The organism is Dermabacter sp. HMSC06F07 (genome assembly GCF_001807345.1).
In the GTDB taxonomy this organism is placed as follows: domain Bacteria; phylum Actinomycetota; class Actinomycetes; order Actinomycetales; family Dermabacteraceae; genus Dermabacter; species Dermabacter hominis.
Window position 1 is genome coordinate 114,023 of the sequence record NZ_KV788588.1, and the last position, 24,296, is coordinate 138,318.

Genomic DNA, 24,296 nt, shown 5'->3' on the forward strand with positions numbered 1-24,296 from the left:
CTATGCCTCCTTCGGGGTCTGGCCGGCATGCTCGCGCACGAAATCGCGCGCGGCATCGAGCTGATCGGGAGTATTGAGATCGAACCGAGCGATCGACTTTGCGTCCCGCTTGACGAGACCGGTGAGGGTGCCTGCAGGTGCAAGTTCGAGGATGCCGGTGACACCCTCGGCCTCAAACGTGCGCATGCACGCGAGCCAATCGACGGTATGGGCGACTTGCGTGACGAGCGACTCGAGGAACGCCTGACCGTCGTGGACGACGGCGCCATCGGCGTTCGAGACCACGGGAATCTGGGGGGTGCGCACCGAGTAGTCGCTTACTCGAGTGGCGAGCGCTTCTCGCGCGCTTTCCATGAAAGGGGAGTGGAACGCGCCGGCCACCTGCAGCGGGATTACGCGAGCCTTTGCCGGCGGATTTTCCTTGAGGCTCTCGAGCTGCGCGAGCGAGCCGGCTGCGACGACCTGAGCCGCTCCGTTGATGTTTGCGGGAACGGCACCGGCGGCTTCGATCTTCGCGAAAACGTCCTCGCGCAGACCGCCCACGACTGCCGCCATCCCGGTTTCTTCTGCCGCGGCGGCTTCTGCCATGGCCCGCGAACGATCACGGACGAACTCCATCGCGTCCGTCTCCGTGAGGGTCCCGCTCAGACCAGCCGCGGCAACCTCACCGACCGAGTGCCCCGCGTAAAAATCGGGGCGCGGCATGTCGAGCGCGCCGAAAAGTACGCTGTGCACGATCAGGCTCGAGGCAACGAGAAGCGGCTGGGCAATCGCCGTGTCACGTATCGTGTCGGCATCCGACACGGTCCCGTGCTTCACAATGTCGACGCCAGCGGCTTCGCCGAGGGAGCCCGCATATTCCGCGACGCTATCGATGTCCAGCCACGGGGCGAGAAACCCCGGTTTCTGAGCGCCCTGGCCGGGCGATGCAATGACGAGCACGCCACTGTCCTTTCACACTGTCGAACGAGAGGAGGCCGCTTCCGTGCGGAGCGCGGCCTCGAACATCGCGAGGGAGGCGTCGGCCCCAACCCCCGATGAAACTGCCAGGCGCGCGGCATGCGCAAGAGCCTCTTGAAGCGAGCGTTCCACCTCGCCCCAGGGTTTTATGCGCGTGCCCCGGCGCCCATCGGTTTCCACAATACCTGCCGCCGCAAGTGACTTAATGGCCTTCGCCGCCGTGTTCGGTGCGACGTGGCAGACTTCCGCGAGTGCACGGACGGAGGGCAACTTCTCACCCGGGGCGAGAGTGCCCTCCGCCGCGGCATTCGCGATTGAATCATGGAGCTGCGCGGCGGCGTTCGGCGCGGACGCGTCGACTCGGAGCCACGGCAGTTCAGCGACCATGATGCTCAGGCGTCCCCGCCTGCGCCACCGGACGAACCGGCGTTGACGTTCAGCAGATCGTACTTGTCGATGGCCTGCTTGACGATCGACCGGTCAATCGTGCCCTGATCCGCGAGCGACTTGAGAGCGCGCACGACGAGCGACTCGCGGTCGATGTGCAGGTAGCGGCGGCCCGCAGCTCGCGTGTCTGAGAATCCCCAGCCTTCGGCGCCAAGAACGGCATAGTCGTTCGGCATCCAGGGGCGGATCATGTCGGGAACGAGGTAGTCGAAGTCCGTGGTCGCCACGAACGGGCCCTCGGCGTCCTTGAGCTTCTCGACCATCCACGGCGTCCTTGGTTCCTCTTCGGGGTGGAGGAAGTTGTGCTTGTCCGCGGCGAGTGCGTCGTTGCGCATCTCGCTCCACGAGGTCACCGACCATACAGCCGAGCGAACGCCCCAGTCCCTGTAGAGAAGATCGCGTGCTTCGCGAGTCCACGGGACTGCAACGCCCGAGGCCATGAGCTGGGCAACGGGGCCGTCGCCCTCTTGAACATCATCGACCTTGTACATGCCCTTGATGATGCCCTCGACATCGACATTCTCGGGCTCAACGGGCTGGTGGATCGGCTCGTTGTACACGGTCAGGTAGTAGAAGACTTCCTGGAGGCGCTCTTCGTTCTCCCCGTACATGCGCTGCAGGCCATCGCGCACGATGTGCCCGATCTCGTAGCCGTAGGCGGGGTCGTAAATAACCGCACCGGGGTTCGTGTACGCGAGCAGCGGGGAGTGGCCATCCATGTGCTGGAGACCTTCACCCGCGAGGGTCGTCTTGCCAGCCGTTGCGCCGATCACGAAGCCCTTGGCCATCTGGTCGCCGGCGGCGTAGAAGAAGTCGCCGGTGCGCTGGAAGCCAAACATCGAGTAGAAGATGTAGAACGGCACGAGAGGCACCTCGTGCGTCGAGTAGGCCGTACCCGCAGCAGTGAAGGCGCTCGTCGAGCTGATCTCGTTAATACCCATGTGCTTGATCTGACCCTGCGAGGATTCCTTGTACGCAAGGAGGAGATCGCGGTCCACCGAAAGGTAATTCTGGCCCTTCGGATTGTAGATCTTCGCGGTCGGGAACATCGCGTCGAGGCCGAACGTGCGGGCCTCATCGGGAATGATCGGAACCCAGTACTTGCCGGTTTCCTTGTCGCGCATGAGGTCCTTGAGAAGGCGCACGAGCGCCATCGTCGTGGCGACCTCCTGCTTGCCGGAGCCGCGCTTCGCGACGGCCCAAGTCTTCTCGCCGGGAACCGTGAACGTCGCCTTCTTATGGCGGTTATCGGGAACAACACCACCCAGTTCTGCACGGCGCTCTCGCATGTACTGCATTTCCGGCGAGTCTTCGGCCGGCATGTAATACGGCTGGTTGTAGAGATCAGCCTCGAGCTGCTGATCGGTGAACGGAATGTGCAGCGTGTCGCGCAGCTGCTTGAGGTCATCGATCGTGAACTTCTTCATCTGGTGGGTCGCGTTACGGCCCGCGAAGTTCTTGCCGAGCACGTATCCCTTAATGGTGTGCACGAGGATGACGGTCGGCTTGCCGTTCTTGACTGTCGTGGCATGCTTGAACGCCGCGTAGATCTTCTTGGGGTCGTGGCCACCGCGCTTGAGACCCCACCAAATGTCGGCATCGCTCATGTCTTCGACGAGGGCCTTCGTGCGCGGGTCGCGGCCGAAGAAGTTATCGCGGATGAAGCCGCCCGATTCGGCGCGGAATGTTTGGAAGTCGCCGTCGGGGGTCGTGTTCATGAGGTCCACGAGGGCGCCGTCGGTGTCTGCGGCGAAGAGCTTGTCCCAACCCTCGCCCCACACGACCTTCACGACATTCCAGCCCGCGCCGCGGAACTGGGCTTCAAGCTCCTGAATGATCTTGCCGTTGCCACGCACGGGCCCGTCGAGGCGCTGGAGGTTGCAGTTGACGACGAACGTGAGGTTGTCGAGTTGCTCGTTGGCGGCGATGTGGAGGGCGCCTCGCGACTCCACCTCGTCCATTTCACCGTCGCCGAGGAACGCCCACACGTGCTGCTCGCTCGTGTCCTTCAGGCCACGATTGTGGAGGTAGCGGTTAATGGAGGCTTGCTCAATTGCGTTGACGGGGCCGATGCCCATCGAAACGGTGGGGAACTGCCAGAACTCCGGCATCGCGCGCGGGTGCGGGTAGCTGGGGATTCCCTGCGGGTTCGACTTTTCCTGGCGGAAACCGTCGAGATCCTTTTCATTCAGGCGCCCCATGAGGAAGGCTCGCGAGTAGATACCGGGGGAGGCGTGGCCCTGGAAGAACACCTGGTCGCCACCGCCGCGGTGTTCGCGACCGCGGAAGAAGTGGTTGAAGCCAACCTCGTAGACGGTGGAAATGGAGGCGTAGCTCGAGAGGTGGCCACCGACGCCGATTTCGGGACGCTGTGCGCGATGAACCTGCATTGCTGCGTTCCAGCGCACGGCCCGTCGGATTGACTTCTCGATATCGAGATAGCCCGGATACTCGGGCTCGTCCTTCGCGGCGATGGTGTTGACGTAGTCGGTGTTTTCCACGCTAGGAACGTCAACATTCTTTTCGCGTGCGCGCGTGAGGAGGTTGCCAACGATGTGCGAGGCACGCTCCGCGCCGCTGTTCGCTACGACCGCGTCGAGCGATTCGATCCACTCCCTCGTTTCTTCGGGATCCACGTCGTTCGCGTGGCTGGGAAGACCGATCCCATGACGCCCGGTGATGTCGTTCGAGTTCACGCTGTTGTTCTCCCTCATGGTGTGAGTGAAAAGGGCTGTGCCTTAAGGCCCGCCATTGTGCCGTCCTAGCGTATAGCGTGCGTCCGAAAGAGAGGTGAGCGCGGAGCGGTTAAAGGTGCCGCGGGTCTCACACTTCGGGCATGGTTTCACGTCGTGTTTTTGTGAGTGACACCGCCGGAGTCCTTAGGTACAGTTGGAGCGTCCCGAGATCCTCCATCTCATTTCCGACCTCCGAAGGAGTCGCCCCTTGTCACCGGTTGCAGCTTCGAGCGACAACCTTGCCGAAGTTTTTGAGTTCCACGAAGGCCAGCTCGTGCAGGAATTCGGGTATGACGACGATGTAGATCTCGACCTTCGCGATGCTATCGAGGACCTTATCGACGCCGACCTCGAAGATGAGTACTCCCGCGAGATCGTGGACGGTGTCATTATGTGGTGGCGCGATGGTGACGGTGATCTCACCGATGCGCTCGTCGATTGCCTGTCGAGCCTCGTCGCCGGAGGGCCCGTGTGGCTGCTCACGCCGAAGCCTGGCCGCCCGGGTCACGTGGATCCCGCCGATATCCAGGAAGCAGCGAACACCGCCGGTTTGCGCGGAATGAATGCGGTTTCGCTTGCACCGGATTGGTCTGGCACGCGGTTGGCCTCGCGGTCGTAGTTTTCGTCTAAGAGTTTTCCGACGCCTTCCCGCCTCCCGTTTTGCCGAATCCGGCCGCTCGTGCGACGATAGTCCGCGCGGGTCTTTAGCTCAGTTGGTTAGAGCGCCACGTTTACACCGTGGATGTCGGGGGTTCGAGTCCCTCAAGACCCACCATCACACCCTCGCTCTTCACGAAGAGCGGGGGTGTTTCTGCGTTGTGGTCCGGTTACTTAATCGCCACCTGCGCGGCGCGTCGCCCAATGCGCGCAGTGCTTGTAGTGTCGGTCTTGACGAGCGGTTTGGCCCGGGCCCCGAGCGGATCGTGTGAGACTCTGGCATATTCCCCACAGATTTGCGCTTTCGGTTTTGCAAAATTCCTATACTGGAGGTCGCACGCTCGAACGGTCGACAAGGAGCATTCATCCATGACACCTGAAGTGTCCGCGCAGCATCCCGGACTCGACGTCGAGGCTATCCGCCGCGACTTCCCGATTCTCCATCAGAACCTCGCGGATGAAAGACCGCTGGTGTATCTGGACTCGGGGGCGACGAGTCAGCGCCCCCAGAGCGTGATCGATGCTGAAGTCGCGTTTCTCACGGCAAGCAACGCGGCGGTTAAACGCGGCGCCCACCAGCTCGCGGAGGCGGCAACGGATCGTTACGAGGGGGCGCGCGAATCCATCGCTAGTTTTATTGGTGCGACGGACCCTCGGGAACTCGTCTTCACTAAGAATGCGACCGAGGCACTCAACCTCGTGGCGTATGCACTCGGTAACGCAGACTCGTCAACGCCGGAACACCTACGCGTGCACGAAGGCGATGAAATTCTCGTCACCGAGATGGAGCACCATTCGAACCTCGTCCCCTGGCAGGAGCTTGCCCGTCGCACGGGAGCGACGCTACGCTACATCCCCCTGACGGACGATTTCGAGCTCGACCTCACCGATTTAGATTCGCTGCTGAACGAACGCACGAAGGTTTTCGCCTTCGCACATCAATCCAATGTGCTCGGCACGATCAATCCGGTTCCCACTCTCGTGGCGCGTGCCCGCGATGTCGGTGCCCTTACAGTGCTCGACGCATGCCAATCCACACCTCACATGCCGATCGATGTCGCGGAGCTCGGCGTCGACTTTCTCGCGTTCTCGGGGCACAAGATGCTCGGGCCCACGGGCATCGGCGCACTGTGGGGGCGCTACGAACTGCTCGCCGAGCTCCCACCCTTCTTGCTCGGAGGGTCCATGATCGAAGTTGTCCACATGGATCACACGACGTTTGCGGAGCCTCCGGCCCGTTTTGAGGCGGGAACCCCGATGATCTCCCAGGCCATTGGGCTTGAGGCGGCCGTCGGATACCTCCGGAACCTGGGCATGGCGAACGTTGCCGCCCACGAAGCTGACCTGACCGCGAGGGCCCTCGACAACCTCTCACAGATCGACGGCGTACGGATTATCGGCAAGGGGCCGAGCACCGGACGCGTGGGTGCTGTTGCCTTTAGCGTCGAGGGGCGGCACCCGCACGACATCGGCCACGTTCTCGATTCCCTCGGGGTTGAGGTACGCGTGGGGCATCATTGCGCGTGGCCGCTTCATCGTCGATATGGTGTTCACGGAACGACGCGCGCAAGTTTCAGCGTGTACAACACACTCGACGAAGTTGACCGCCTCGCCTCTGCACTCGAGGAAGCCATCTCGTTTTTCAAAGGATTTGATCGATGAACCTCAATGCGATGTACTCCGAGCTCATTTTCGAGCACGACAAACGCCCCCAGAATTTTGGGCTTCGCGAGCCGTTCCAATCCGAAGTTCACCACGTCAACCCGACGTGTGGGGACGAGATCACGCTGCGCCTCCAGCTTGATGGCGACGCGGACAACCCGACGATCACGGATCTGTCCTATGACGCGACGGGGTGCGCCATGAGCCGCGCCTCCGCCTCCATCATGAGCGATCTGCTCATCGGCGAGAGCCTCCAGGATGCACAGAAGACGTTTGACCACTTCGACGAGGTCATGCACTCTCGCGGCAAAAACGAAGGCGACGAAGACATCATTGGTGATGGGATCGCACTCGTGGGCGCAGCAAAGTTTCCCGGCCGCGTGAAGTGCGTACTCATGCCGTGGAAGGCCTATCAGGCGGCCCTCGCCGAAGCTCAAGCCGCGCGTGGATCGCAATCCTGACTCTCGTTCACCGACAACCGCCGAGGTACAACCCATGACGACCATCGACCGCGTGACCGCTCTGCTCGAAAGCCTCTACCCGCTCCAATGGGCGGAAGAGTGGGACCGCGTGGGCCTCGTGCTCGGGGACCCCACCTGGGAGGTCCAGCGGATACGCCTCGCGGTGGATCCGACGGTTGCCGAGGCTCGCGAGGCTGCGAAGCGTGAAGGAACGCTCCTCATCACGCACCACCCGTTGCTGCTACGGGGCGCGAGCTTTCTGCCGGCAACGACGGGTAAGGGGGCGGTGGCGACCGAAATCCTCCGCTCGCGCGGAGGGCTGTGGTGCGGGCACACCAATAGCGACCGTTCGCAAAACGGCACCGTCGGGGCATGGCTTGAGCTGCTGGGCCTTTCCGATGCCAGGGCGCTTGAGCCGGGTAAGCCCGCGGACGATGAGTCCTTCTTTGGCCTAGGTGCCGTGGGAGAGTGTGCCGAGCCTTCGACGGTCGGTGACGTGGCCCGGCTTATCGCGAAGAGCGTGCCCGCCACTGCTCAAGGGGTCCTATTTACCGGCGAAGCGGATCGCGAGGTGCGCCGTATTGCGGTGTGCCCGGGCGCCGGGGACTCTTTTCTTGAGGCCGCAACGAACGCGGGGGTGGATCTTTACATCACATCGGATCTTCGCCACCACCCCGCCCTAGAGCACCTCGAATCGCGTGCGGATCACTCTCGCGTGCCCGCGCTCATCGACCTTCCGCACTACGCGAGTGAATACCTCTATCTGCCGCGTCTCGCCTCGATTGTGTGCGAAGAATTCCCCGATCTTGAGGTCGAGGTCTCAACTCTCTCAAGCGATCCCTTCACGGAGGCAGTGAGATGAAACGCCTTGTCAAGCCCACGCCGGTCCACGAGGGCGACAAGGTTGCCGTACTCTCGCCCGCGTGGGCGGCTCCCGCGTACTTTCCCGCGATCCACGAGCAGGCGATGAGACGGCTCGAAGAGATCTTCGGGCTCGAGGTCGTCGAATACCCCACGACCCGTGCACTTGGCGCGAGCCCCGAGGAACGTGCCCGCGACGTGAACGCCGCTTTCGCTGATCCCGAGATCCGGGCGCTTATCTCGACTATTGGCGGTAACGATCAGATCCGTATTCTTCGTTACCTCGACCCAGAACTTCCCGTCGCTGATCCAAAGCCGTTCTTCGGTTATAGCGATAACACCAATCTCCACTCGTGGCTTTTCGCGCACGGGCTTGCAAGCTTCTATGGCGGCTCGACCATGGTCCATCTCGGGAGTGGTCCGACGGTGGATTCCGAACATGTCACCTCACTTCGCGCGGCGCTCTTTGGTGAAGGGGACCTGACCTACACTCTTCCCGCCGATAGCCAAGATTACGGGTTCGATTGGAGCGAAGAGCGCGCCCTCACGGAAGCCTCGCCTCGCGAGGCCGCAGTTCCTCTCGAGTTCTACGGATCACGAACGCGCGTGCGCGGTCGCACATGGGGTGGATGCCTCGAGGTGCTCGACCAGCTCGCGTGGGCAAACCGACTTCCGGATCTCGCAGACCTCGAAGGCGCGATACTTATCTTCGAAACATCCGAGTTTCTTCCGGGCCCCGACCTCGTAGGCCGCTGGATCCGTGGAATGGGGGAGCGCGGCTACCTCGAAGCCGCCGCCGGGATGCTCGTCGCGCGGCCCGTCGTCGACGACCGGGACAATCCCGCTCCCGAGAATGTGCGCGCGGCTCGTCGTGCGGCGCAGCGTGATTACGTGCTCGCCGAACTTTCGCGATACGCGCCGGATCTTCCCGTGTGCTTCGGTGTTCCTTTCGGGCACACGCGCCCTCAATACGTCATTCCCTACGGTGGAGACGTCACCATCGATACGGGCCGGGAAGAGGTCGTGGGCCACTACGGCCAGTGAACGTCAGCGGCGCTCCCAATCGTCGATCACGGTGAGCGTCCGCCGAGTTTTACCATCGGTGATCTCGAAATCCAGTGCATCGCCGAGGGCGGAGGTGAGCACGTCGAGGACGCCCTCAGCTGTTGTGGCGGCCTCTGGCGCCTCGCAAAGAGCGCGCGCGACGAGGCCTCGATAACGCTTAGCGTCGTGGCTGATCACCTGGCGCGTACCCTCGCGCACCGCCACCGGGGACACCTCGAGAACCTGCGCGCCCTTAAGCGGCATCATCGAGCGATACGCACCGGAGCGGCAATCGATCACGATCTCGCCGCTACGCTCGATTGCTGCGCCAATGTCTTTGAGATGCTGCTTCCACCATGTCGAGACTTTTCCGAGTCCCAACACTTCGCTTCCCGCTGAAAGACGATAGGCAGGGATGAGGTCCTCGGTGCAGTCGACCACCCCAAAGAGTGCGGACTGGACGAGAAGCCGGCAGCCGTCGGACACGGAGACCGTGCCGAGGGCATCGTAGAGAACTCCCGAATACACCTCGAGTGGCGGCGCGACCGGTTCGCGCTCAAGGTGGGCCATGCGCTCGCGCAGCTCCGGCTGAGTAGTCGGGATTTTGAGTGCGCTCATCGCGGTGTCGCTCTCGGCAGTGAGCTTTGCCGCGCGCAGCATGTCCTCACGAGCTTCACGTAGTTCACCCCACGACATCGAGGCGAGATCGAGACTCGGTGCCTCGAGGGCGGCGGGGCGAGTTTTCGTTTCCGACGGTGGTAAGAGAATTAACATCTCGCGCGTGCTCCTGTTGGTCGGGCGTGGAGTAAAGTTGAGGACTGGACCAGTCAGCTGGACAGTCGCGAGGTATTGCCTCGAGGAAAGTCCGGGCTCCCCCTGGCACGGTGGTGGGTAACACCCACCCGGAGTGATCCGCGGGCCAGTGCCACAGAAAGCAAACCGCCTGCTGCGCAGGTAAGGGTGAAAGGGTGGTGTAAGAGACCACCGCGGCACCAGCGATGGTGCCGGCACGGTAAACCCCACCGGGAGCAAGGTCATGCAGGAGGCGCCAAGGCTGCCAGGCCGAGTCTCCGGGTAGGCCGCTCGAGGTCGTCGGCAACGGCGATCCTAGATAGATGACTGTTGAAACAGAACCCGGCTTATAGGCTGGCTGGTCCGCGCCTTAGGCGCCCCCGATGCCCTCCGCCTCAGGCCTCTTCGACCGACTCAGCAGCGAGTTCCGCCGCCGACTCGTTCTTCTTGTCTTTTTTGGCCTTCTTCTCGCCCTTGTCTTTTTTCACTTCGAGCTTACGCTCGGCGTGAGCAAGTGCGGCCGCACCGATGATGCCTGCTTCGTTGCGGAGTTTTGCGGGCACGATCTCGGTTTTGAGATCGAGGAAGTGAAGGTACTTCTTCGCGTCTTTCGACACGCCACCGCCCACGATGAACAAATCGGGGGAGAAAAGGAACTCAACGTGGCCGTAGAACTTTTGCAGACGTTCTTTGGCCCATTCCTCGTAGCTGATGCCGGCCTTCTCGAAAACCGAACTCGCGGCGAACTTCTCAAAGCTCTTTCCCTCGTACGTGAGGTGACCGAGTTCCGAATTAGGAATGAGCTTGCCGTCCATAAACATCGCCGAGCCGATTCCGGTGCCGAGGGTCGTCATGATGACAAGGCCGGACTTGTCCTTGCCTGCGCCAAACTCCATTTCGGCGATGCCGGCGGCGTCAGCATCGTTGACAACGAAGACCGAGTGGCCCGTGACCTCAGACAGGAGGGTGTCGACATCGGTGCCGATCCACGAATCGTCGACATTTGCCGCAGACTTCGCGACACCGTGCTGAATGATCGCGGGGAAGGTCACGCCCACGGGCATGTCCGCGGGAACATCAAAGGAGTCGATGAGTTCCTTGACCGTTTTCGCGACCGCATCGGGGGTTGCCGGTTGAGGCGTGGGGATGCGCACGCGCTTCTGGGCGAGCTCACCCTTCTTAAGGTTGACGGGCGCACCTTTGATGCCGCTGCCGCCGATATCGATTCCGAATGCTTCCTTGGCCATGGTGAAAGGTTTCTCCTTGCGGGGTGACAATGTCCTTTAGTCTACGCGGAAATCTCAGCGTCCGGATCGGTCAGAATCTCGTAGCCGTCCTCGGTAATGAGGAAGGTGTGCTCAAACTGCGCCGTATAGCCCTTATCGCGTGTCGTGACCGTCCAGCCGTCGTCCCACTGATCCCACTCACGTGAGCCGAGCGTCACCATTGGCTCGACCGTGAAAATCATGTTGGGTTCGATGACATCGTCGTAATGAGGCGCGGAATCGTAGTGAGGGATGATCAGACCGTTGTGGAAACCCTCGGCGACACCGTGCCCCGTGAACTCCCGCACCGATTCGTAGCCGAAGCGGCCCACATACTTCTCGATCACGCGGCCCACGACATTGACCTCGCGGCCGATCTTCGCGGCTCGGATCCCGCGGAACATCGCCTCCTCGGTACGGTCGATTAGATCCGCTGCCTCCGGAGCGATCTCGCCGACGGGGAATGTCGCGTTCGTATCGCCGTGCACGCCATCGAGGTACGCGGTGACATCGACGTTGAGAATGTCGCCCTCTTCCATGACGGTGGAGTCGGGGATACCGTGGCACACCACTTCGTTGAGGCTCGTGCAGCACGACTTCGGGAAGCTCAAATATCCAAGCGTCGAGGGGTAGGCGCCGTGATCGAGGATGACCTCGTGGACGATGGCATCGATTTCGTCGGTCGTGATCCCCGGTTGTGCTGCCTTGCCCGCTTCTCGCAGCGCGATTGCGGCGATGGCGGAGGCGCGGCGCACGCGCTCGATGATCTCCGGGGTTTGCACGTAGGGGCCGCAATTATCGGACTTGGCCTCGTCTTTGAACGCGTATTCAGGTCGCGCGATCGACGAGGGAACCTGTCGAAGGGGGCCGATGGTGCCCGGTTCAAGCACGGAACGGTTTTCGGGACGAAGCCAGTGGTCTACAGTCATGGTTACCAGTTTGACAGGTTCATCTGGATAACGACTAACGAAAGGCCGTGTGATGAGCGAGTTCTATTACAACACCAAGACCTCTGAGATCGAAGAAGGTATGCAGAGCCCGGCGATTGAGCTCATGGGCCCGTACCCGACCCGTGAAGCGGCTCAGCACGCGCTTGAAAGCGCGGCCGAACACAACGAACAGTGGGAGGAAGCAACCGAGGAGTGGAACGAGTACTACCGAGACGACGATCAGGACGACGAAGACCGGTAGTGCATCGACCTCGCTAGTGTTCAAAGGTGTGCTCGGGCGCGGGGAAGCTTTTCGCGCGCACAGCGTCGGCGTACTCTCGTGCCGCCCTTGACAGTTCGGAGCGCAGGTCGGCAAACGCCTTGACGAATCGGGGTTCGAAGCCGCTCAGCCCCGCCATGTCTTGCCACACGAGGACCTGACCATCGCATCCTGCCCCCGCGCCGATGCCGATCGTTGGTACTTCGAGCGTTTCGCTCACGCGTGTCGCGAGAGGAGCCGGCACGAGTTCGAGGACGACGGCGAAGGCGCCCGCCTCTTCGAGAGCAACCGCGTCGGCCAGGAGAGCGTCGGCCCCCTCCCCGCGGCCCTGCACCTTAAACCCACCGAGCTGATTGACTGACTGAGGCGTGAATCCCACGTGCCCGCACACGGGGATTCCCGCGTTGACGAGCGCCTCAACCTGGGGAAGGATTTCACGGCCGCCCTCGAGCTTGACCGCGTGTGCCCCCGCCTGCATGAGTTCGACACCGTGACGAACCGCGTCCTCAACACTCGCTTGGTAGGTCCCAAAAGCGAGGTCGGCAAGGACCAGGGGGCGCGTGCACGAGCGAGCAACGGCCCCTGTAAAGCGCACGATGTCTTCATGCTTTGTGTACACGGTCGAGTCGTACCCGAGCACGGTGTTCCCCGCCGAATCACCCACGAGAAGCACATCGATACCGGCCTCGTCGAAGATACGGGCGCTGAACGTGTCGTAGCTCGTGAGCATCGTGATCGCTCTGCCCTCCTTCTTGAAATCGCGAAGGGTGTGGGTGCGGACCTTGCGCGGTGTGGCGCTCTCGCTCACGGGAATTCCTTTCGTGCGTGTCCAATGCAGCGGGTGCGACCTCAGCGTAGTCGGCGCGGCGGGGGACTTCTGGGGCGTAGCGGGCGTGGGGCACAATTGATGTATGGAACGCCACCAGGATTCAGTGCTCAGGCAGGTCGAGGAACAGGGGATTGACTACATCCGCCTATGGTTCAGTGATGTCGTGGGGCGGCTCAAGTCGATCGTGATTTCCCCCCACGATCTCGACAAAGCCTTTGACGAAGGGATCGGAATTGACGGGAGCGCGATCGAGGGCCTGACCCGCTCCTATGAATCCGACATGCTTTTGCGCCCGGATCCCTCGACCTTTCGGGTCATGGGGGCGCCGCGCGGCGGCGAAGCGGGCGTCATGATCTGTGATGTCTTCACGCCCGATTCCGAGCCGGCAGCTTCGGATCCTCGCCGGGTTCTTCGCGATGCCCTCGCGCGTGCCGAAGCCAAGGGCCTCGAATTCTTTACCCATCCCGAAGTGGAGTTTTACCTGTTCGAACGGGCCTATGAACAGGGGGTTGGCCTTACTCCCGTCGATCAGGGCGGGTATTTTGACTACGTGCAGCGAGTTGACGGTAGTCGGTTTAGACGCGACGCAATGCGAGAGCTCGAGCGCATGAACATTCACGTCGAGTACTCCCACCATGAGGGCGGGCCGGGCCAAAACGAGATTGACCTTCGCTACGCGGACGCACTCACGACCGCAGACAACCTCCTCACGCTTCGCGCCGTCGTGAAAGGCATCGCGCTCAGCGAAGGAAAATTCGCGAGCTTCATGCCGAAGCCCATGATTGAACACCCGGGTAACGGCATGCACACTCACCTGTCCCTTTTTCAAAATGGCACGAACATTTTTCACGAACCGGGCGCCGAGTACGGGTTGTCGCGAACAGCGCGCCACTTCATCGCAGGCTTGCTTGTGCACGCTCGCGAGTACTCGATCCTCACGAACCAGTTCGTCAATTCCTACAAGCGTCTGTGGGGAGAACAAGAAGCCCCGAGCTACATCGTGTGGGGGCACAACAACCGCAGCGCCCTCGTGCGCGTTCCGTTCCATAAGCCTACGAAAGGCACGAGCTCGCGCGTCGAGTTCCGCGGTCTCGATTCGGCCGCCAATCCCTACCTCGCATTCGCGGCGCTTCTATCCGCGGGCCTCAAGGGCATTGAGGAGGAATATCCGCTGCCAGAGGGGGCAGAAGACACCGTGTGGGAGCTGACCGAACGGGAAAGAAAAGCCATGGGTATCGAGCCGCTCCCGTCGGATCTTCTGCGCGCGATCGAAAGCTTCGAAACCTCCGAACTTATGGCTGATGTCCTCGGCGAGCAGGTCTTTGAATACATCCTGCGCGATAAGCGCCGTGAGTGGGAGGGGTACCGCCGCCAGGTCACCGACTCCGAGCTGCGCACGACCTTCGATATTTAGACCGCGCATGAGACTCGAGACCGGCGCGATTCAGGCGCTCCAGGCGGGCACAGACGAAGGCGAATTCAGCCATTTCGATCTGGCGCGCCTCGGTTTCGTCCGCACTAAAAGAAGCGCTGCTCTCCTCGCGAGCGATGCTCTCTCTCGGGTTCCTCCCGCGCTTGTGCGCGACATGGGCGCGTCGGCGGACCCTGACGAAGCGCTCCTTGCTCTGATGCGCCTTGCCGAATCTGCAGCGGAAGCCGGCGAAAGCGCGCAGTTTGACAGGGTCGTTGCGGATGAAGCACTGGCGCGCAGGCTCGTGAGGGTCCTCGGCAGTTCGGTCGCGCTCGGGGATGCGCTCGCACGTCACGTGGATGCACTCGAAGAAATCCTCGAGTGTCCGACGCTTGCCGGCCCCACACGCGAGCGTTTTCGCGATGTGATGCTCGCCGCCGTCGGCTCCCACCCGGATGCTGCCGTGGCCGTGGCGAAAGAGGGGCCCGCGCCGCGTCATGCTTTCCGCCGCGCGTACTATTTTCTCCTCGCTCAAATCGCGGCTCTCGATGTGTGCGCAACCGATCCGTTTGCGCATCAGGAAGAGATCTCGACGCTCCTCAGCGACCTCGCCGACGCAGCCCTCGAGGGGGCGCTCGCCCTTGCTCGAGCGGCAACACCCGAGCACGACAAGGTGCGACTCGCGATCATTGCCATGGGTAAAGCCGGCGCGCGCGAGTTGAACTACATTTCAGATGTTGACGTCATGTATGTCGCTGAACCCGCTCGTGGCGGCGTGAGTCAAGAAGAGGTCACCGCCATTGGAAGTGCCCTCGCGCGTGAGGTCGCGCGCGTGTGCGCGGAACGGACAGCGGAGGGAAGCCTGTGGCAGATTGACGCCAACCTGAGGCCGGAGGGGCGTGACGGCGAGCTCGTGCGAACGCTCGAATCGTATGCCCAGTACTATCGAAAATGGGCTCATTCGTGGGAGTTCCAGGCGCTTTTGAAAGCCCGCGCATGCGCGGGCGACTCCGAACTCGGAGCGGAGTTTGAGCGCCTCACCGCGCCGCTCGTGTGGCAGGCTTCGACGCGTGAGGGTTTTGTTGAGGACACTCGCGCGATGCGCGCCCGCGTGCTTGCCAGGGCCGATGCTGACCGGGATCTCAAGCTTGGGCGCGGGGGACTGCGCGATATTGAGTTCACCATCCAGCTGCTCCAAATGGTGCACGGGCGAACAGACGAGCGCATCCGCGAAGCTGGCACCCTGAGCGCACTGGACGCGCTCACGCGGGGTGGGTACGTGGGCCGAGAGCACTCGGTCGAGCTCGCCGATGCCTACCGCTACTTGCGCGTATGCGAGCACAGGCTCCAGCTTTGGCGCCTTCGGCGCACACACATGCTGCCGTCAACCGAGCCCGACGAGCGGCGCCTCGCCCGCGGCATCGGCACGCGGGTGGAGAACCTTCGCGCCGATATCGATGCCGTGCGCAGGCGCGTGCGCCAGCTACACGAGGAGATCTACTACCGCCCGCTCCTCGTGACATCGGCGCGCCTGAGCGATGGCCAGATTGCGCTGAGTCCCAAAGAGCAGCGCGCCCGCCTCGAAGCGATCGGCTACCGAGATCCGAAGCGCGCACTTCACCACATCGATGCGCTCACCAAGGGGCTCAGCCGCGCATCCGCGATTCAAAAACAGCTGCTGCCCGCCTTCCTCGAATGGTTCGCGAACGGTGTCGATCCCGACCTCGGCCTCCTGTCCTTCCGGCGACTTTCGGATACCCTCCGCGAAACGCACTGGTTCCTTGGAATGTTGCGCGACTCCGGCGCAGCCGCCGAGCGTCTTACGCGCATTCTCTCGAGTTCTCGATACGTCGGTGAACAGCTCGTCCTGCATCCCTATGCCGTGCGGTGGCTCGCGAACGATGCTCAACTGACGCCCCTGAGCCGCACACAGCTTTCGGGCGAGCTTGACGCGATCGCGGGGCGCGCGGACAGCGAAGACGACGTGATTGACGCCCTTCGAACCGTGCGCGCGCGAGAAATCGTCCGTATCAGCATCGCGCACCTATGCGGTCTACTCGACCTGCCGTCGCTAGGGGAGTCTCTGACGACCCTTGCCGAGGCAATCCTCACCTTCACGGTTGAATTCGTGCAACGGGATACAGATGTCGAGCTCTGCGTCGTCGCGATGGGGTCGTTCGGCGCTCGTGAAATGGGTTTTTCCTCCGATGCAGACATCCAGTTCGTGTGCGCGAGAGACGCGGAAGAAGCGATTGCCGCTGCCTCACGCGTGCAGAAAATACTCAACGCCCCTGCCTCGGGCATCAACATGCGCGTCAACGCCGACCTCCGCCCCGAAGGACGCTCCGGCCCGCTCGTGCGCACCCTCGCGAGTTTCGACGACTACTACGCCCATCACGCCGAACGGTGGGAAAGCCAAGCACTGCTGCGTGCCCGCGTCATCGCAGGCTACGAAGACACGAAGGCAGCCGTGACCGCCGTCATGGACCGCGCGAGATACCGCGCGGGAGGTATGGACGATCGCGATCGGCGCGATTTCGCACGGATGAAGGCCCGCATCGAAGGGGAAAGGCTCCCGCGAGGCGTGAAATCGACGCACCACCTCAAACTCGGTCGCGGCGCGACGACCGACGTCGAGTGGAGCGTCCAACGCCTTCTTCTTGAATACGCGGGGGACGACGTAAGCCTCCGAGCCGTCGGAACCCTCGACGCGCTTGCCGCCCTCGAGACCGCCGGGCACCTGAGTAGCGCCGACGCAGAGGCGCTGCGTCGAGCATGGCTCCTCGCATGGGAGCTACGCCGCGCACTCTTTTTGTGGCGGGGGCGTGAAACCGACGCACTCCCTACCGACCTGGTCGACTTGCGCGCGCTCGCAGCGCTCGTGCACGAACCCGTGGACAACGCCAGGGCAATCGAGGAGAGATACCTCAAAGTCACGCGCCACTCGCGCCAGGTCGCCGAACGCCTGATCTTCGGCGAGTAGCCTGAAGAGGTTATGACCTCACCCGAATTGAGCGCCCAAACCGCACGCGGACGCATGTATCGCATGGAGCCCGGAGGAAAACTCATCCATCCCTCCATCACCACGGTCGCCGGGATGCGCGCAAAAGATCACCTCAACGGATGGTACGCGCGCATGGCCTCGAAGCGCGCCCTCGAGATGTTCTCGTACCTCGACCGCAACCCGTCGCGTGCCTTCGACGAGATTCGCCGCGTCAACCGCAACAGCTGGACCACCCAAAAGCGCATCGCAGAAGCCGCCCCCGACTATACGAAAACGACGGCAGACTTCGGCACCTACGTCCATGCCTTGTGCGAGGCATGGGAGCGCTCAGGCGAGCGCCCCACTGATGCCGACATGCGCGATCTTGCCAACGAGATGCGCAGCGGCGGTGACCTGTTGAGCATGGAGACGAACCTCGGCGAGCTCGTTCGGCGCGCCAACGTGCGCCTCGATGGCTTCGCCGGCTTCCTCGACGATTTCCAACCGGAGTTCATCGAGATCGAACAAACCGTGGTGAACCGCACGGTGGGTTATGCCGGCACGACGGACGCGATCGTCAAAATCGGCAACACCCTCCTCACCGGCGACATCAAAACCTCCAAAAAGGTGCGCGGAGACTACGCGCTGCAGGCAGTCGCGGTCATGAATGCCGAGAACCTCCTCGACAATGACGGAACCCTTCGCGACATGCCAGAGCTTACGGGCGCCTTCATCATCCACCTGCCCGAGTCCGGCGGGTACAGCGCCGTTCCGCTGCGCACGTCACAAGCCGAGTGGGAAACCTTTAAAGCCTTGCGAAAGGCGTGGGACTTCGCGCCAGATGATTGCGCGCTCAACGAGGCACAGAGTCCAAAAGAACTCTTGCTCACGCTCTTGAACGCCAAGCTTTAGCACGAAGCCCCACGGCGCTTTATCCCCTTACAGGTCGTAGTAGAGCTCGAACTCGTAGGGGTGGGGGCGCAGCCTAAACGGCTCGACCTCAAACTCACGCTTGTACGCGATCCAGGTCTCGATGAGATCCTCCGGGAACACGTCCCCTTCGGTGAGGAAGTCGTGATCGCGTTCGAGCGCGTCAAGCGCCTCCTCGAGCGAAGCGGGAAGAGTCTTGATCTCCGCGTGCTCCTCCGGCGGAAGTTCGTAAAGATCCTTATCAATCGGCTCGGGCGGCTCGATACGGTTCCTGATGCCGTCGATCCCCGCCATGAGCTGAGCCGCAAACGCCAGGTAGGGGTTTGCCGAGGGGTCCGGCGCACGGAACTCAAGGCGCTTCGCCTTCGCCGAATTGCCCGTCACGGGAATGCGGATGGCGGCGGAGCGATTGCGGGCCGAATACACCATGTTGACCGGAGCTTCGAAGCCCGGCACGAGGCGCTTGAAAGAATTGACGGTGGGGTTAGTGAACGCCGTGAGTGCGGGGGAGTGTTCGATCAAGCCACCGATGTACCAACGGGCGAGGTCCGAAAGTCCGCCGTAGCCGCGCTCATCGTAGAAGAGGGGCTCTCCGTTCTTCCACAGTGACTGGTGGCAGTGCATACCCGAACCGTTATCGCCAAAGATCGGTTTCGGCATGAACGTCGCCGTGCGGCCGTTCTCCCACGCAACATTCTTGATGACGTACTTGAACTTCATGACGTCGTCGGCAGCCTGAAGAAGCGTCGAGAATCGATAGTTGATCTCCTGCTGGCCGCCCGTGCCAACCTCGTGGTGGGCGCGCTCGACCTCGAGCCCGACCTCGTCCAGGACACGCACCATTTCGTCGCGTAGATCAGCCATTTGATCCACGGGAGCAACGGGGAAGTACCCGCCCTTCATCGCGGTCTTGTAGCCCTGATTACCGAATTCTTCCTCGCGCCCCGTGTTCCAGGCAGCCTCGTTCGAATCAATCTCGTAAAAAGCGCCTTTGGCTTCGGTCTGGTACCGAACGGAATCGAAAATGTAGAACTCGGCCTCGGCGGCAAAGAAGGCGGTATCGGCGATGCCGGTCGAGCGAAGGTATTCCTCTGCCTTTGCGGCGACCGTTCGCGGGTCACGGCTGTAAGGCTCATCGGTGAACGGGTCAACGATGGCGTAGTTGATGACAAGGGTCTTTTGGTCGCGGAATGGATCGACGTAGGCGGTGCTCAGATCGGGGATGAGCTTCATATCGGACTCGTGGATTGCCTGAAAGCCGCGAATCGACGAGCCGTCGAACAACTGTCCCTCAGCGATCGCCTCTTCGTCGAACGTCTTTGCCGGAACATTGAAGTGCTGCATCACGCCTGGCAGGTCGCAGAAGCGGATGTCGATGAATTTGACGTCCTCTTCCTCGATAAACTTCACGGCTTCGCTGGGATTGCTGAACACGTATCCTCCGTCCGTGCTGGGTGCACGATTGCTATGAGTGTTTTGCGCGTCCTAGTTTACGGCCCCACATTGGACGGTTTGCGCACTGCGGGTGCTCGAACGTACGGTTCAGGGATGAATAGCAGCCGCAATAGTGACGAGTCAGTCTCCAGCGCGAGTAAGTCTGACTCTTTCTCGGGTGCGGGTCTTGGCCTGCCAGACCAAGGGTCCGGCTCGCTCGCGCCCATCCCGCTTCGCTTCTTATCCACGTGCATCGATTGGGCTGCCGCGGCGGCGGTGTCGGCCGCTGTTTTTCACTACGACCCGCTCGCCACCCTTCTACTTTTTCTCGCGCAGATCATCCTCATGCAAACGCTCTTCGGAGCGAGTATCGGGCAGTTCGTCACCTCACTTCGAGTTCTTCCGATCACCGGGCGCTCACCCATGATCGCCCGTGCCGTCGTGCGCAGCGCGGTCATGCTCAGCATCATCAGTGCTTTCGTCGTGAATGATAATCGGCAGACCCTTCACGATCTCGTTGCAGGTGTCGTTGTCGTGCGTGCATAAGCGCTCATGTCCACATAAAAGTGGCCCCGCAAGTCAAGACTTGCGGGGCGCACATGTGAATGGGTGCCGCTCTAGCGGCCGCGCATCGCTTTGCGATTCGGGCGCGCACGCATGGGATCCACGCCCTTCGGGATCGCCTGGCGGACGGGGTTGGGCAGAGCGTGGAGACGGCGCCCAATCTCGCCCGCCTCAGCCTTCGTGAGCTCGTTCTTCATTCCCGTGAGGTGGCGGTTGAGCTTCGGAAGCGGAACCTCCCCCTCGCCGTGGCCAACGAAAACCGCGTGAACGGGCACATTCGGGAACATGCGGTTCATGCGCTTGACTTCTTTCGCCATGAGCTTTCGCGAGCCGCCGCCGGAACCCTCAGACACCAGCGCGATGCCTTTACGGCCGCTCGCCCGGAAAAGCATCGATCGACTACGCGCATCGAAAGCAGCAGGCTCCTGCTCGACGTTCCACCCCCGAGAAATTTGCTGCATCACCGCGATCGAAGCGCCGGGCTGATCCTCGATCTTTGCGTACGTTGCTTTCTGTGCCTTCCGGCCAAGGATGATCATCGCGATGAGAATGCCGAAACCGAGCCCGATGAAAGCGCCGTAGATCGGGTGACCGAAAGCACCGAACACCAGGGCGAGCACGACGGGGAGCCCCACGATTGAGAGAACCATGAGCGGGGCTGTCGAGCGATCGTACGCCTGTGTCTCCTTGAAGACGTCGATCGTCTGCCGGATGCGGCCGGGCTTTTTCGCCTGAGCGGGGGCGTCGGTCGTATTCTTGCGTGCCATTAATCCTTGTCCTTAACGCGATGCGAGTGATCCGAAGACCACCCCTAAGCATAGCGGGGTTGAGTACCTAGGCGTTCGCCGCAGCCTTGCGCGCAGCGCGCTCCTTGTCACGCTTTTCACGCGCCGCCTGACGCTCCACAACGCTCGTCGCTTCCTGAAGGGCAGGCGCCGAGGAATTGAGGTGAGAAAGTTCCTCGGGGATCTCCCGCCCCAGCTTCTCCATGGCTTGTGCCCACAGGCGGCCGGCGCGATACGACGAGCGCACCATGGGCCCCGCCATGATGCCTGCGAAGCCCATCTCGTAACCGGCCTCGGATAGCTCGAGGAATTCCTGAGGCTTGACCCAGCGGTCGATCGGATGATGAAGCTTCGACGGTCGCAGGTACTGAGTGAGGGTGAGGATATCGCAGCCATGATCGCGAAGGTCCTGCATCGCGGCAAGGATCTCCGCGGTGTCTTCGCCCATGCCGAGGATGAGGTTCGACTTGGTGATCATGCCGTTGTCTTTTGCGTCGGCGATCACTCCGAGGCTGCGCTCATAGCGGAAGGCGGGGCGGATCTTTTTGAAGATTCGAGGCACGGTCTCGAGGTTGTGGCCGAACACTTCTGGCTTCGAGTCGTACACCTGTTGCATCGCGCTCGAGTTGCCTTTGATGTCGTCGATGAGCAGCTCGACCCCGGTGCCGGGGCTGATCGCGTGGATCTGGCGGCACGTCTCGGCAAAGAGGCCTGCGGCTCCGTCTTCGAGGTCATCGCGTGCCACGCCGGTCACGGTTGCATACTTCAGCCCCATCTCCTTGATGGACGTCGCCACCTTAAACGGCTCGGCGGGATCGATGGCTTGCGGCTTGCCGCTTGCGATATCGCAAAAATCGCACCGACGTGTGCACGTATCGCCACCGATGAGGAACGTCGCCTCGCGATCCTCCCAACACTCGAAGATGTTGGGGCATCCAGCCTCCTCGCACACCGTGTGCAAACCGCGCGAGTGCACGCGCTTTTTCATGTCGGTGTACTCGGGGCCCATGTTCGCCGTGGTTTTGATCCAGTTGGGCTTGCGTTCGATCGGGGTTTCCGCGTTGCGGGCCTCGACCCTGAGCAGGCGGCGTCCTTGAGGTTCAACTGCCACGTCACACTCTCCTTGCGAATAGGGGTCTCAAGATTCTAGTGGGCTTCACTGCCCGGGCCGCACAGCATTGGTGTGATCTCCGCGGCCCAATGGTGTTTAGTTAAGGCCGCGTTCGGCCTCGAGCTCTCTCATGACGTCTTCGACATCGGCGAGAACATCTCGGGGACGCACGGTGCGTCCGCTTTCGACGGAAAGCGATGTCACGCCCGCATCGTCGATGCCGCAGGGAATGACATTCAACGCCCATGAAAGATCGTTTTCACAGTTCAATGCGAAGCCGTGCATGGTGCAGCGCTTAGCGACCCGCAAACCGATCGCACAGACCTTGCGGTCCATTCCAAGCTCATCGAGCACCCAGACACCGCTACGGCCCTCCACAGGCGCGGTTGCAACTCCGGCGCGAGTGCAGACCTCCATGATGGCTTGTTCAATGCCACGCACGAAGCCCACCACATCGATTGGGGCGGGAAGCTTCACGATGGGGTAGCCCACGAGTTGGCCCGGGCCGTGCCAGGTAATCTTTCCGCCTCGATCGACATCGACGACGGGGGCGCCATCGCGTGGACGTTCGATATCGAGTGTGCGGCGACCCGCGGTGTACACGGGCTGGTGTTCAAGGAGCAGAAGCGTGTTGGGGCGCTCGCCCGAAATCACTTCAGCATGAATTTTCTTTTGAACATCCCACGCTGCGTTGTAGTCAACGGGGCCCGGGGGAAGATCAAACTCTTCGTGAGCGGATTCGATCCCGGAATCTTCTGAAAACGCGAGGTGGATGATGTCAAGCACCACCCCATGCTAGTTCGCCAAGGGCCTGCACAAAAGTTTCCTATGAGCGATCGAACGAGTGCCGGCACCGACTTATCCACAATTTCGGATATCCACTGAAAAGGTACCGGAATGTGGATCGAATAGAGACATGAGCCTTCACCCATCGCGCCTCAGTTCCATCGTCAGTAACGGTCTGCGTCCCGTGCGCCTCATCCGCAGCGAGGAGGGCCGGCAGGTGTGGCACGCCCGCGATCACAGGGGCCGACGGTTGACGCTTGTCCGTGCCCGCTCATTTCGCGCGCTCAAGAAGGTGCGCCAAGAAATCGGGCTGCTTCGCACGTTGGGCGCCCGCAACATCCCAGCTGTGCCAGCTCTTAAATGGCGCGGAGTCGCGGCCTATGCGATAGCGGAAGGACCGAGCGCTCTCGCCCCGCCGCGAGGCAAACGAGCCGAGCGCGGCTCGATTGCCGGTGCGGGCGCAGGCGAAGCGCAGGCAGCGTCGGATCTCACCGCGCTTTTGTCCACCCTTCACTCGCAGAATCTGGCCTTGGGCCTCCAGGGCGTCCGGGGGCTTGAACTTGCGCCAAACGGGCGCGTCGTTGTCACGGATTTTTCACGCGTGACGAACCTGACGCCTGTGAGCAAAAGACATGATGAGCAGTGGCGCGCGCGGCTCACTAGCGGAAGTGGAACCTACCGATACGCCCATCGTCGGGCCGGGGGCGTGACCGAAGCTCCCTCCTCAAACCCACAAGAGCGGGCTACTTTGCCGACGCGTTCCGAGGCCGCGCGTGCGGATCGCGCCGGAAGGGTTGCGTCGCGTACTCGCCACCGCGACGGGCGTTCGCGGCGAAGCGGCCGGAACTTTCGACGGCTTTCCTTCGGGCTCGGAGCGATCGCCGTTGTTGCATGCGCCTTACTTGTAGGGGCTACCGCGCCGGCGACGGCGCCCCAATCCTCGGCAACGGCGGCCTCACAGCACGCGGTAATGGAGGATCCCGCTAGCGTCATCACGGCTCTCGCCGCCGCGCGCCACCGCTACCTCGTGGGTGCGACGAGCGAAAACACCTCTGCCGCTCCCGGAAGCGAGGCGGAAGCGGCCGATGAGAAACTTCGCGCAGCCATCGCACACGCACACGTCGATGGTGGGGACATTCGCATCCTCAACGCCCGGACACTTGATTGTCGCGATAACAGGGCCCGTGTGCGTGTTCGTGTGATCGACTCGGGCGCCCGCATAACGGGTGCAGAGGAGTCTCGCGAGCTGTCCGAAAGCGAGCCCTACGAACTCGACGTGCAGCTTGAGCGTGTGCGCGGTGCATGGCGTATTTCCTCGACAGCGCCCGTGAGCGGCGGTCAGCGCCGCTTGACGTGAAAGCCCGGGCCAT

Annotated in this window: 22 protein-coding genes, 1 tRNA gene and 1 other RNA gene; 13 read left to right on the top strand and 11 right to left on the bottom strand. The window is 62.1% G+C overall.

Annotation, left to right across the window (positions count from 1 at the left end):
* From HMPREF3157_RS07610 to aceE, 3 genes are read right to left on the bottom strand one after another with little or no spacing between them, the layout of a single operon-like run.
* Positions 1-942 carry an ACP S-malonyltransferase gene (locus HMPREF3157_RS07610; RefSeq protein ID WP_016664497.1) on the bottom strand — a complete coding sequence of 314 codons (942 nt, stop codon included), beginning with the start codon at positions 940-942 and terminating at the stop codon, positions 1-3.
* A 12-nt stretch (positions 943-954) separates the two neighbouring features.
* Positions 955-1,347 (bottom strand): GntR family transcriptional regulator, encoded by a 393-nt coding sequence (locus HMPREF3157_RS07615; protein ID WP_070436022.1) that lies wholly within the window; start codon positions 1,345-1,347, stop codon positions 955-957.
* Between the two features lie 5 nt (positions 1,348-1,352).
* On the bottom strand, positions 1,353-4,121 hold the full coding sequence (gene aceE, locus HMPREF3157_RS07620; RefSeq protein WP_246816558.1) for a pyruvate dehydrogenase (acetyl-transferring), homodimeric type: 2,769 nt from the start codon (positions 4,119-4,121) through the stop codon (positions 1,353-1,355).
* A gap of 229 nt (positions 4,122-4,350) precedes the next feature.
* Between aceE and HMPREF3157_RS07625 the strand changes: the two genes are divergently transcribed.
* From HMPREF3157_RS07625 to HMPREF3157_RS07650, 6 genes are all read left to right on the top strand, one after another.
* Positions 4,351-4,761 (top strand): DUF3052 domain-containing protein, encoded by a 411-nt coding sequence (locus HMPREF3157_RS07625; RefSeq protein WP_016664500.1) that lies wholly within the window; start codon positions 4,351-4,353, stop codon positions 4,759-4,761.
* A 79-nt stretch (positions 4,762-4,840) separates the two neighbouring features.
* Positions 4,841-4,917: transfer RNA gene (locus tag HMPREF3157_RS07630), tRNA-Val, on the top strand.
* Between the two features lie 251 nt (positions 4,918-5,168).
* On the top strand, positions 5,169-6,461 hold the full coding sequence (locus HMPREF3157_RS07635) for an aminotransferase class V-fold PLP-dependent enzyme (RefSeq protein ID WP_016664503.1): 1,293 nt from the start codon (positions 5,169-5,171) through the stop codon (positions 6,459-6,461).
* On the top strand, positions 6,458-6,922 hold the full coding sequence (sufU, locus tag HMPREF3157_RS07640; RefSeq protein ID WP_016664504.1) for a Fe-S cluster assembly sulfur transfer protein SufU: 465 nt from the start codon (positions 6,458-6,460) through the stop codon (positions 6,920-6,922). The genes HMPREF3157_RS07635 and sufU overlap by 4 nt, the downstream gene beginning before the upstream one ends.
* Positions 6,923-6,956: 34 nt before the next feature.
* The gene (locus HMPREF3157_RS07645) at positions 6,957-7,784 is read left to right on the top strand and encodes a Nif3-like dinuclear metal center hexameric protein (RefSeq protein ID WP_016664505.1); all 828 of its coding nucleotides are present in this window, start codon (positions 6,957-6,959) and stop codon (positions 7,782-7,784) included.
* Positions 7,781-8,827 (top strand): S66 family peptidase, encoded by a 1,047-nt coding sequence (locus HMPREF3157_RS07650; RefSeq protein WP_070436023.1) that lies wholly within the window; start codon positions 7,781-7,783, stop codon positions 8,825-8,827. Before HMPREF3157_RS07645 ends, HMPREF3157_RS07650 begins: the two co-directional genes overlap by 4 nt.
* Positions 8,828-8,830: 3 nt before the next feature.
* Here the strand turns inward: HMPREF3157_RS07650 and HMPREF3157_RS07655 are convergent, their stop codons facing one another.
* Positions 8,831-9,601 (bottom strand): YaaA family protein, encoded by a 771-nt coding sequence (locus tag HMPREF3157_RS07655; RefSeq protein WP_070436024.1) that lies wholly within the window; start codon positions 9,599-9,601, stop codon positions 8,831-8,833.
* A gap of 49 nt (positions 9,602-9,650) precedes the next feature.
* On the opposite strand from HMPREF3157_RS07655, the gene rnpB reads away from it, so the two are divergent.
* An RNA gene (rnpB, locus tag HMPREF3157_RS07660) (RNase P RNA component class A) lies at positions 9,651-9,985 on the top strand.
* A gap of 29 nt (positions 9,986-10,014) precedes the next feature.
* Here the strand turns inward: rnpB and ppgK are convergent.
* Positions 10,015-10,866, bottom strand: a complete 852-nt coding sequence (gene ppgK / locus HMPREF3157_RS07665) for a polyphosphate--glucose phosphotransferase (RefSeq protein WP_070436025.1) — start codon at positions 10,864-10,866, stop codon at positions 10,015-10,017.
* A 41-nt stretch (positions 10,867-10,907) separates the two neighbouring features.
* Positions 10,908-11,813, bottom strand: a complete 906-nt coding sequence (gene map, locus HMPREF3157_RS07670; protein WP_070436026.1) for a type I methionyl aminopeptidase — start codon at positions 11,811-11,813, stop codon at positions 10,908-10,910.
* A 52-nt stretch (positions 11,814-11,865) separates the two neighbouring features.
* Between map and HMPREF3157_RS07675 the strand changes: the two genes are divergently transcribed.
* Positions 11,866-12,075: a hypothetical protein gene (locus HMPREF3157_RS07675; protein WP_070436260.1), complete on the top strand. Its 210-nt coding sequence runs from the start codon at positions 11,866-11,868 to the stop codon at positions 12,073-12,075.
* A 13-nt stretch (positions 12,076-12,088) separates the two neighbouring features.
* On the opposite strand, the gene panB is transcribed toward HMPREF3157_RS07675, so the two are convergent.
* The gene (panB, locus tag HMPREF3157_RS07680; protein ID WP_070436027.1) at positions 12,089-12,901 is read right to left on the bottom strand and encodes a 3-methyl-2-oxobutanoate hydroxymethyltransferase; all 813 of its coding nucleotides are present in this window, start codon (positions 12,899-12,901) and stop codon (positions 12,089-12,091) included.
* A 103-nt stretch (positions 12,902-13,004) separates the two neighbouring features.
* On the opposite strand from panB, the gene HMPREF3157_RS07685 reads away from it, so the two are divergent.
* Genes HMPREF3157_RS07685 through HMPREF3157_RS07695 form a run of 3 tightly spaced genes read left to right on the top strand, consistent with a single transcriptional unit; the run spans position 13,005 to position 18,228 of the window.
* Complete coding sequence (locus tag HMPREF3157_RS07685; protein WP_070436028.1) at positions 13,005-14,336, top strand: glutamine synthetase family protein; 1,332 nt, start codon at positions 13,005-13,007, stop codon at positions 14,334-14,336.
* Positions 14,337-14,343: 7 nt separating this feature from the next.
* Complete coding sequence (locus tag HMPREF3157_RS07690) at positions 14,344-17,316, top strand: bifunctional [glutamine synthetase] adenylyltransferase/[glutamine synthetase]-adenylyl-L-tyrosine phosphorylase (RefSeq protein WP_070436029.1); 2,973 nt, start codon at positions 14,344-14,346, stop codon at positions 17,314-17,316.
* 12 nt (positions 17,317-17,328) lie between these two features.
* Positions 17,329-18,228, top strand: coding sequence for a hypothetical protein (locus tag HMPREF3157_RS07695; RefSeq protein WP_070436030.1), 900 nt, complete (start codon positions 17,329-17,331; stop codon positions 18,226-18,228).
* Positions 18,229-18,255: 27 nt separating this feature from the next.
* On the opposite strand, the gene glnA is transcribed toward HMPREF3157_RS07695, so the two are convergent.
* Positions 18,256-19,680: a type I glutamate--ammonia ligase gene (gene glnA / locus HMPREF3157_RS07700; RefSeq protein WP_070436031.1), complete on the bottom strand. Its 1,425-nt coding sequence runs from the start codon at positions 19,678-19,680 to the stop codon at positions 18,256-18,258.
* 114 nt (positions 19,681-19,794) lie between these two features.
* Here glnA and HMPREF3157_RS10275 point away from each other — a divergent pair, with 114 nt between their 5' ends.
* On the top strand, positions 19,795-20,226 hold the full coding sequence (locus HMPREF3157_RS10275) for an RDD family protein (RefSeq protein WP_168161699.1): 432 nt from the start codon (positions 19,795-19,797) through the stop codon (positions 20,224-20,226).
* A gap of 71 nt (positions 20,227-20,297) precedes the next feature.
* Here HMPREF3157_RS10275 and HMPREF3157_RS07710 read toward each other — a convergent pair whose 3' ends face one another.
* The 3 genes from HMPREF3157_RS07710 to lipB form a co-directional block, all read right to left on the bottom strand.
* Positions 20,298-21,011, bottom strand: a complete 714-nt coding sequence (locus HMPREF3157_RS07710; RefSeq protein WP_034373100.1) for a DUF4191 domain-containing protein — start codon at positions 21,009-21,011, stop codon at positions 20,298-20,300.
* A 67-nt stretch (positions 21,012-21,078) separates the two neighbouring features.
* Positions 21,079-22,140 (bottom strand): lipoyl synthase, encoded by a 1,062-nt coding sequence (lipA, locus tag HMPREF3157_RS07715; protein ID WP_070436033.1) that lies wholly within the window; start codon positions 22,138-22,140, stop codon positions 21,079-21,081.
* Between the two features lie 96 nt (positions 22,141-22,236).
* A complete protein-coding gene (lipB, locus tag HMPREF3157_RS07720; RefSeq protein WP_168161700.1) occupies positions 22,237-22,926 on the bottom strand; it encodes a lipoyl(octanoyl) transferase LipB in 690 nt (229 codons plus the stop codon).
* Between the two features lie 130 nt (positions 22,927-23,056).
* Here lipB and HMPREF3157_RS07725 point away from each other — a divergent pair, with 130 nt between their 5' ends.
* The gene (locus tag HMPREF3157_RS07725) at positions 23,057-24,283 is read left to right on the top strand and encodes a hypothetical protein (RefSeq protein WP_070436034.1); all 1,227 of its coding nucleotides are present in this window, start codon (positions 23,057-23,059) and stop codon (positions 24,281-24,283) included.
* Positions 24,284-24,296: the final 13 nt, after the last annotated feature.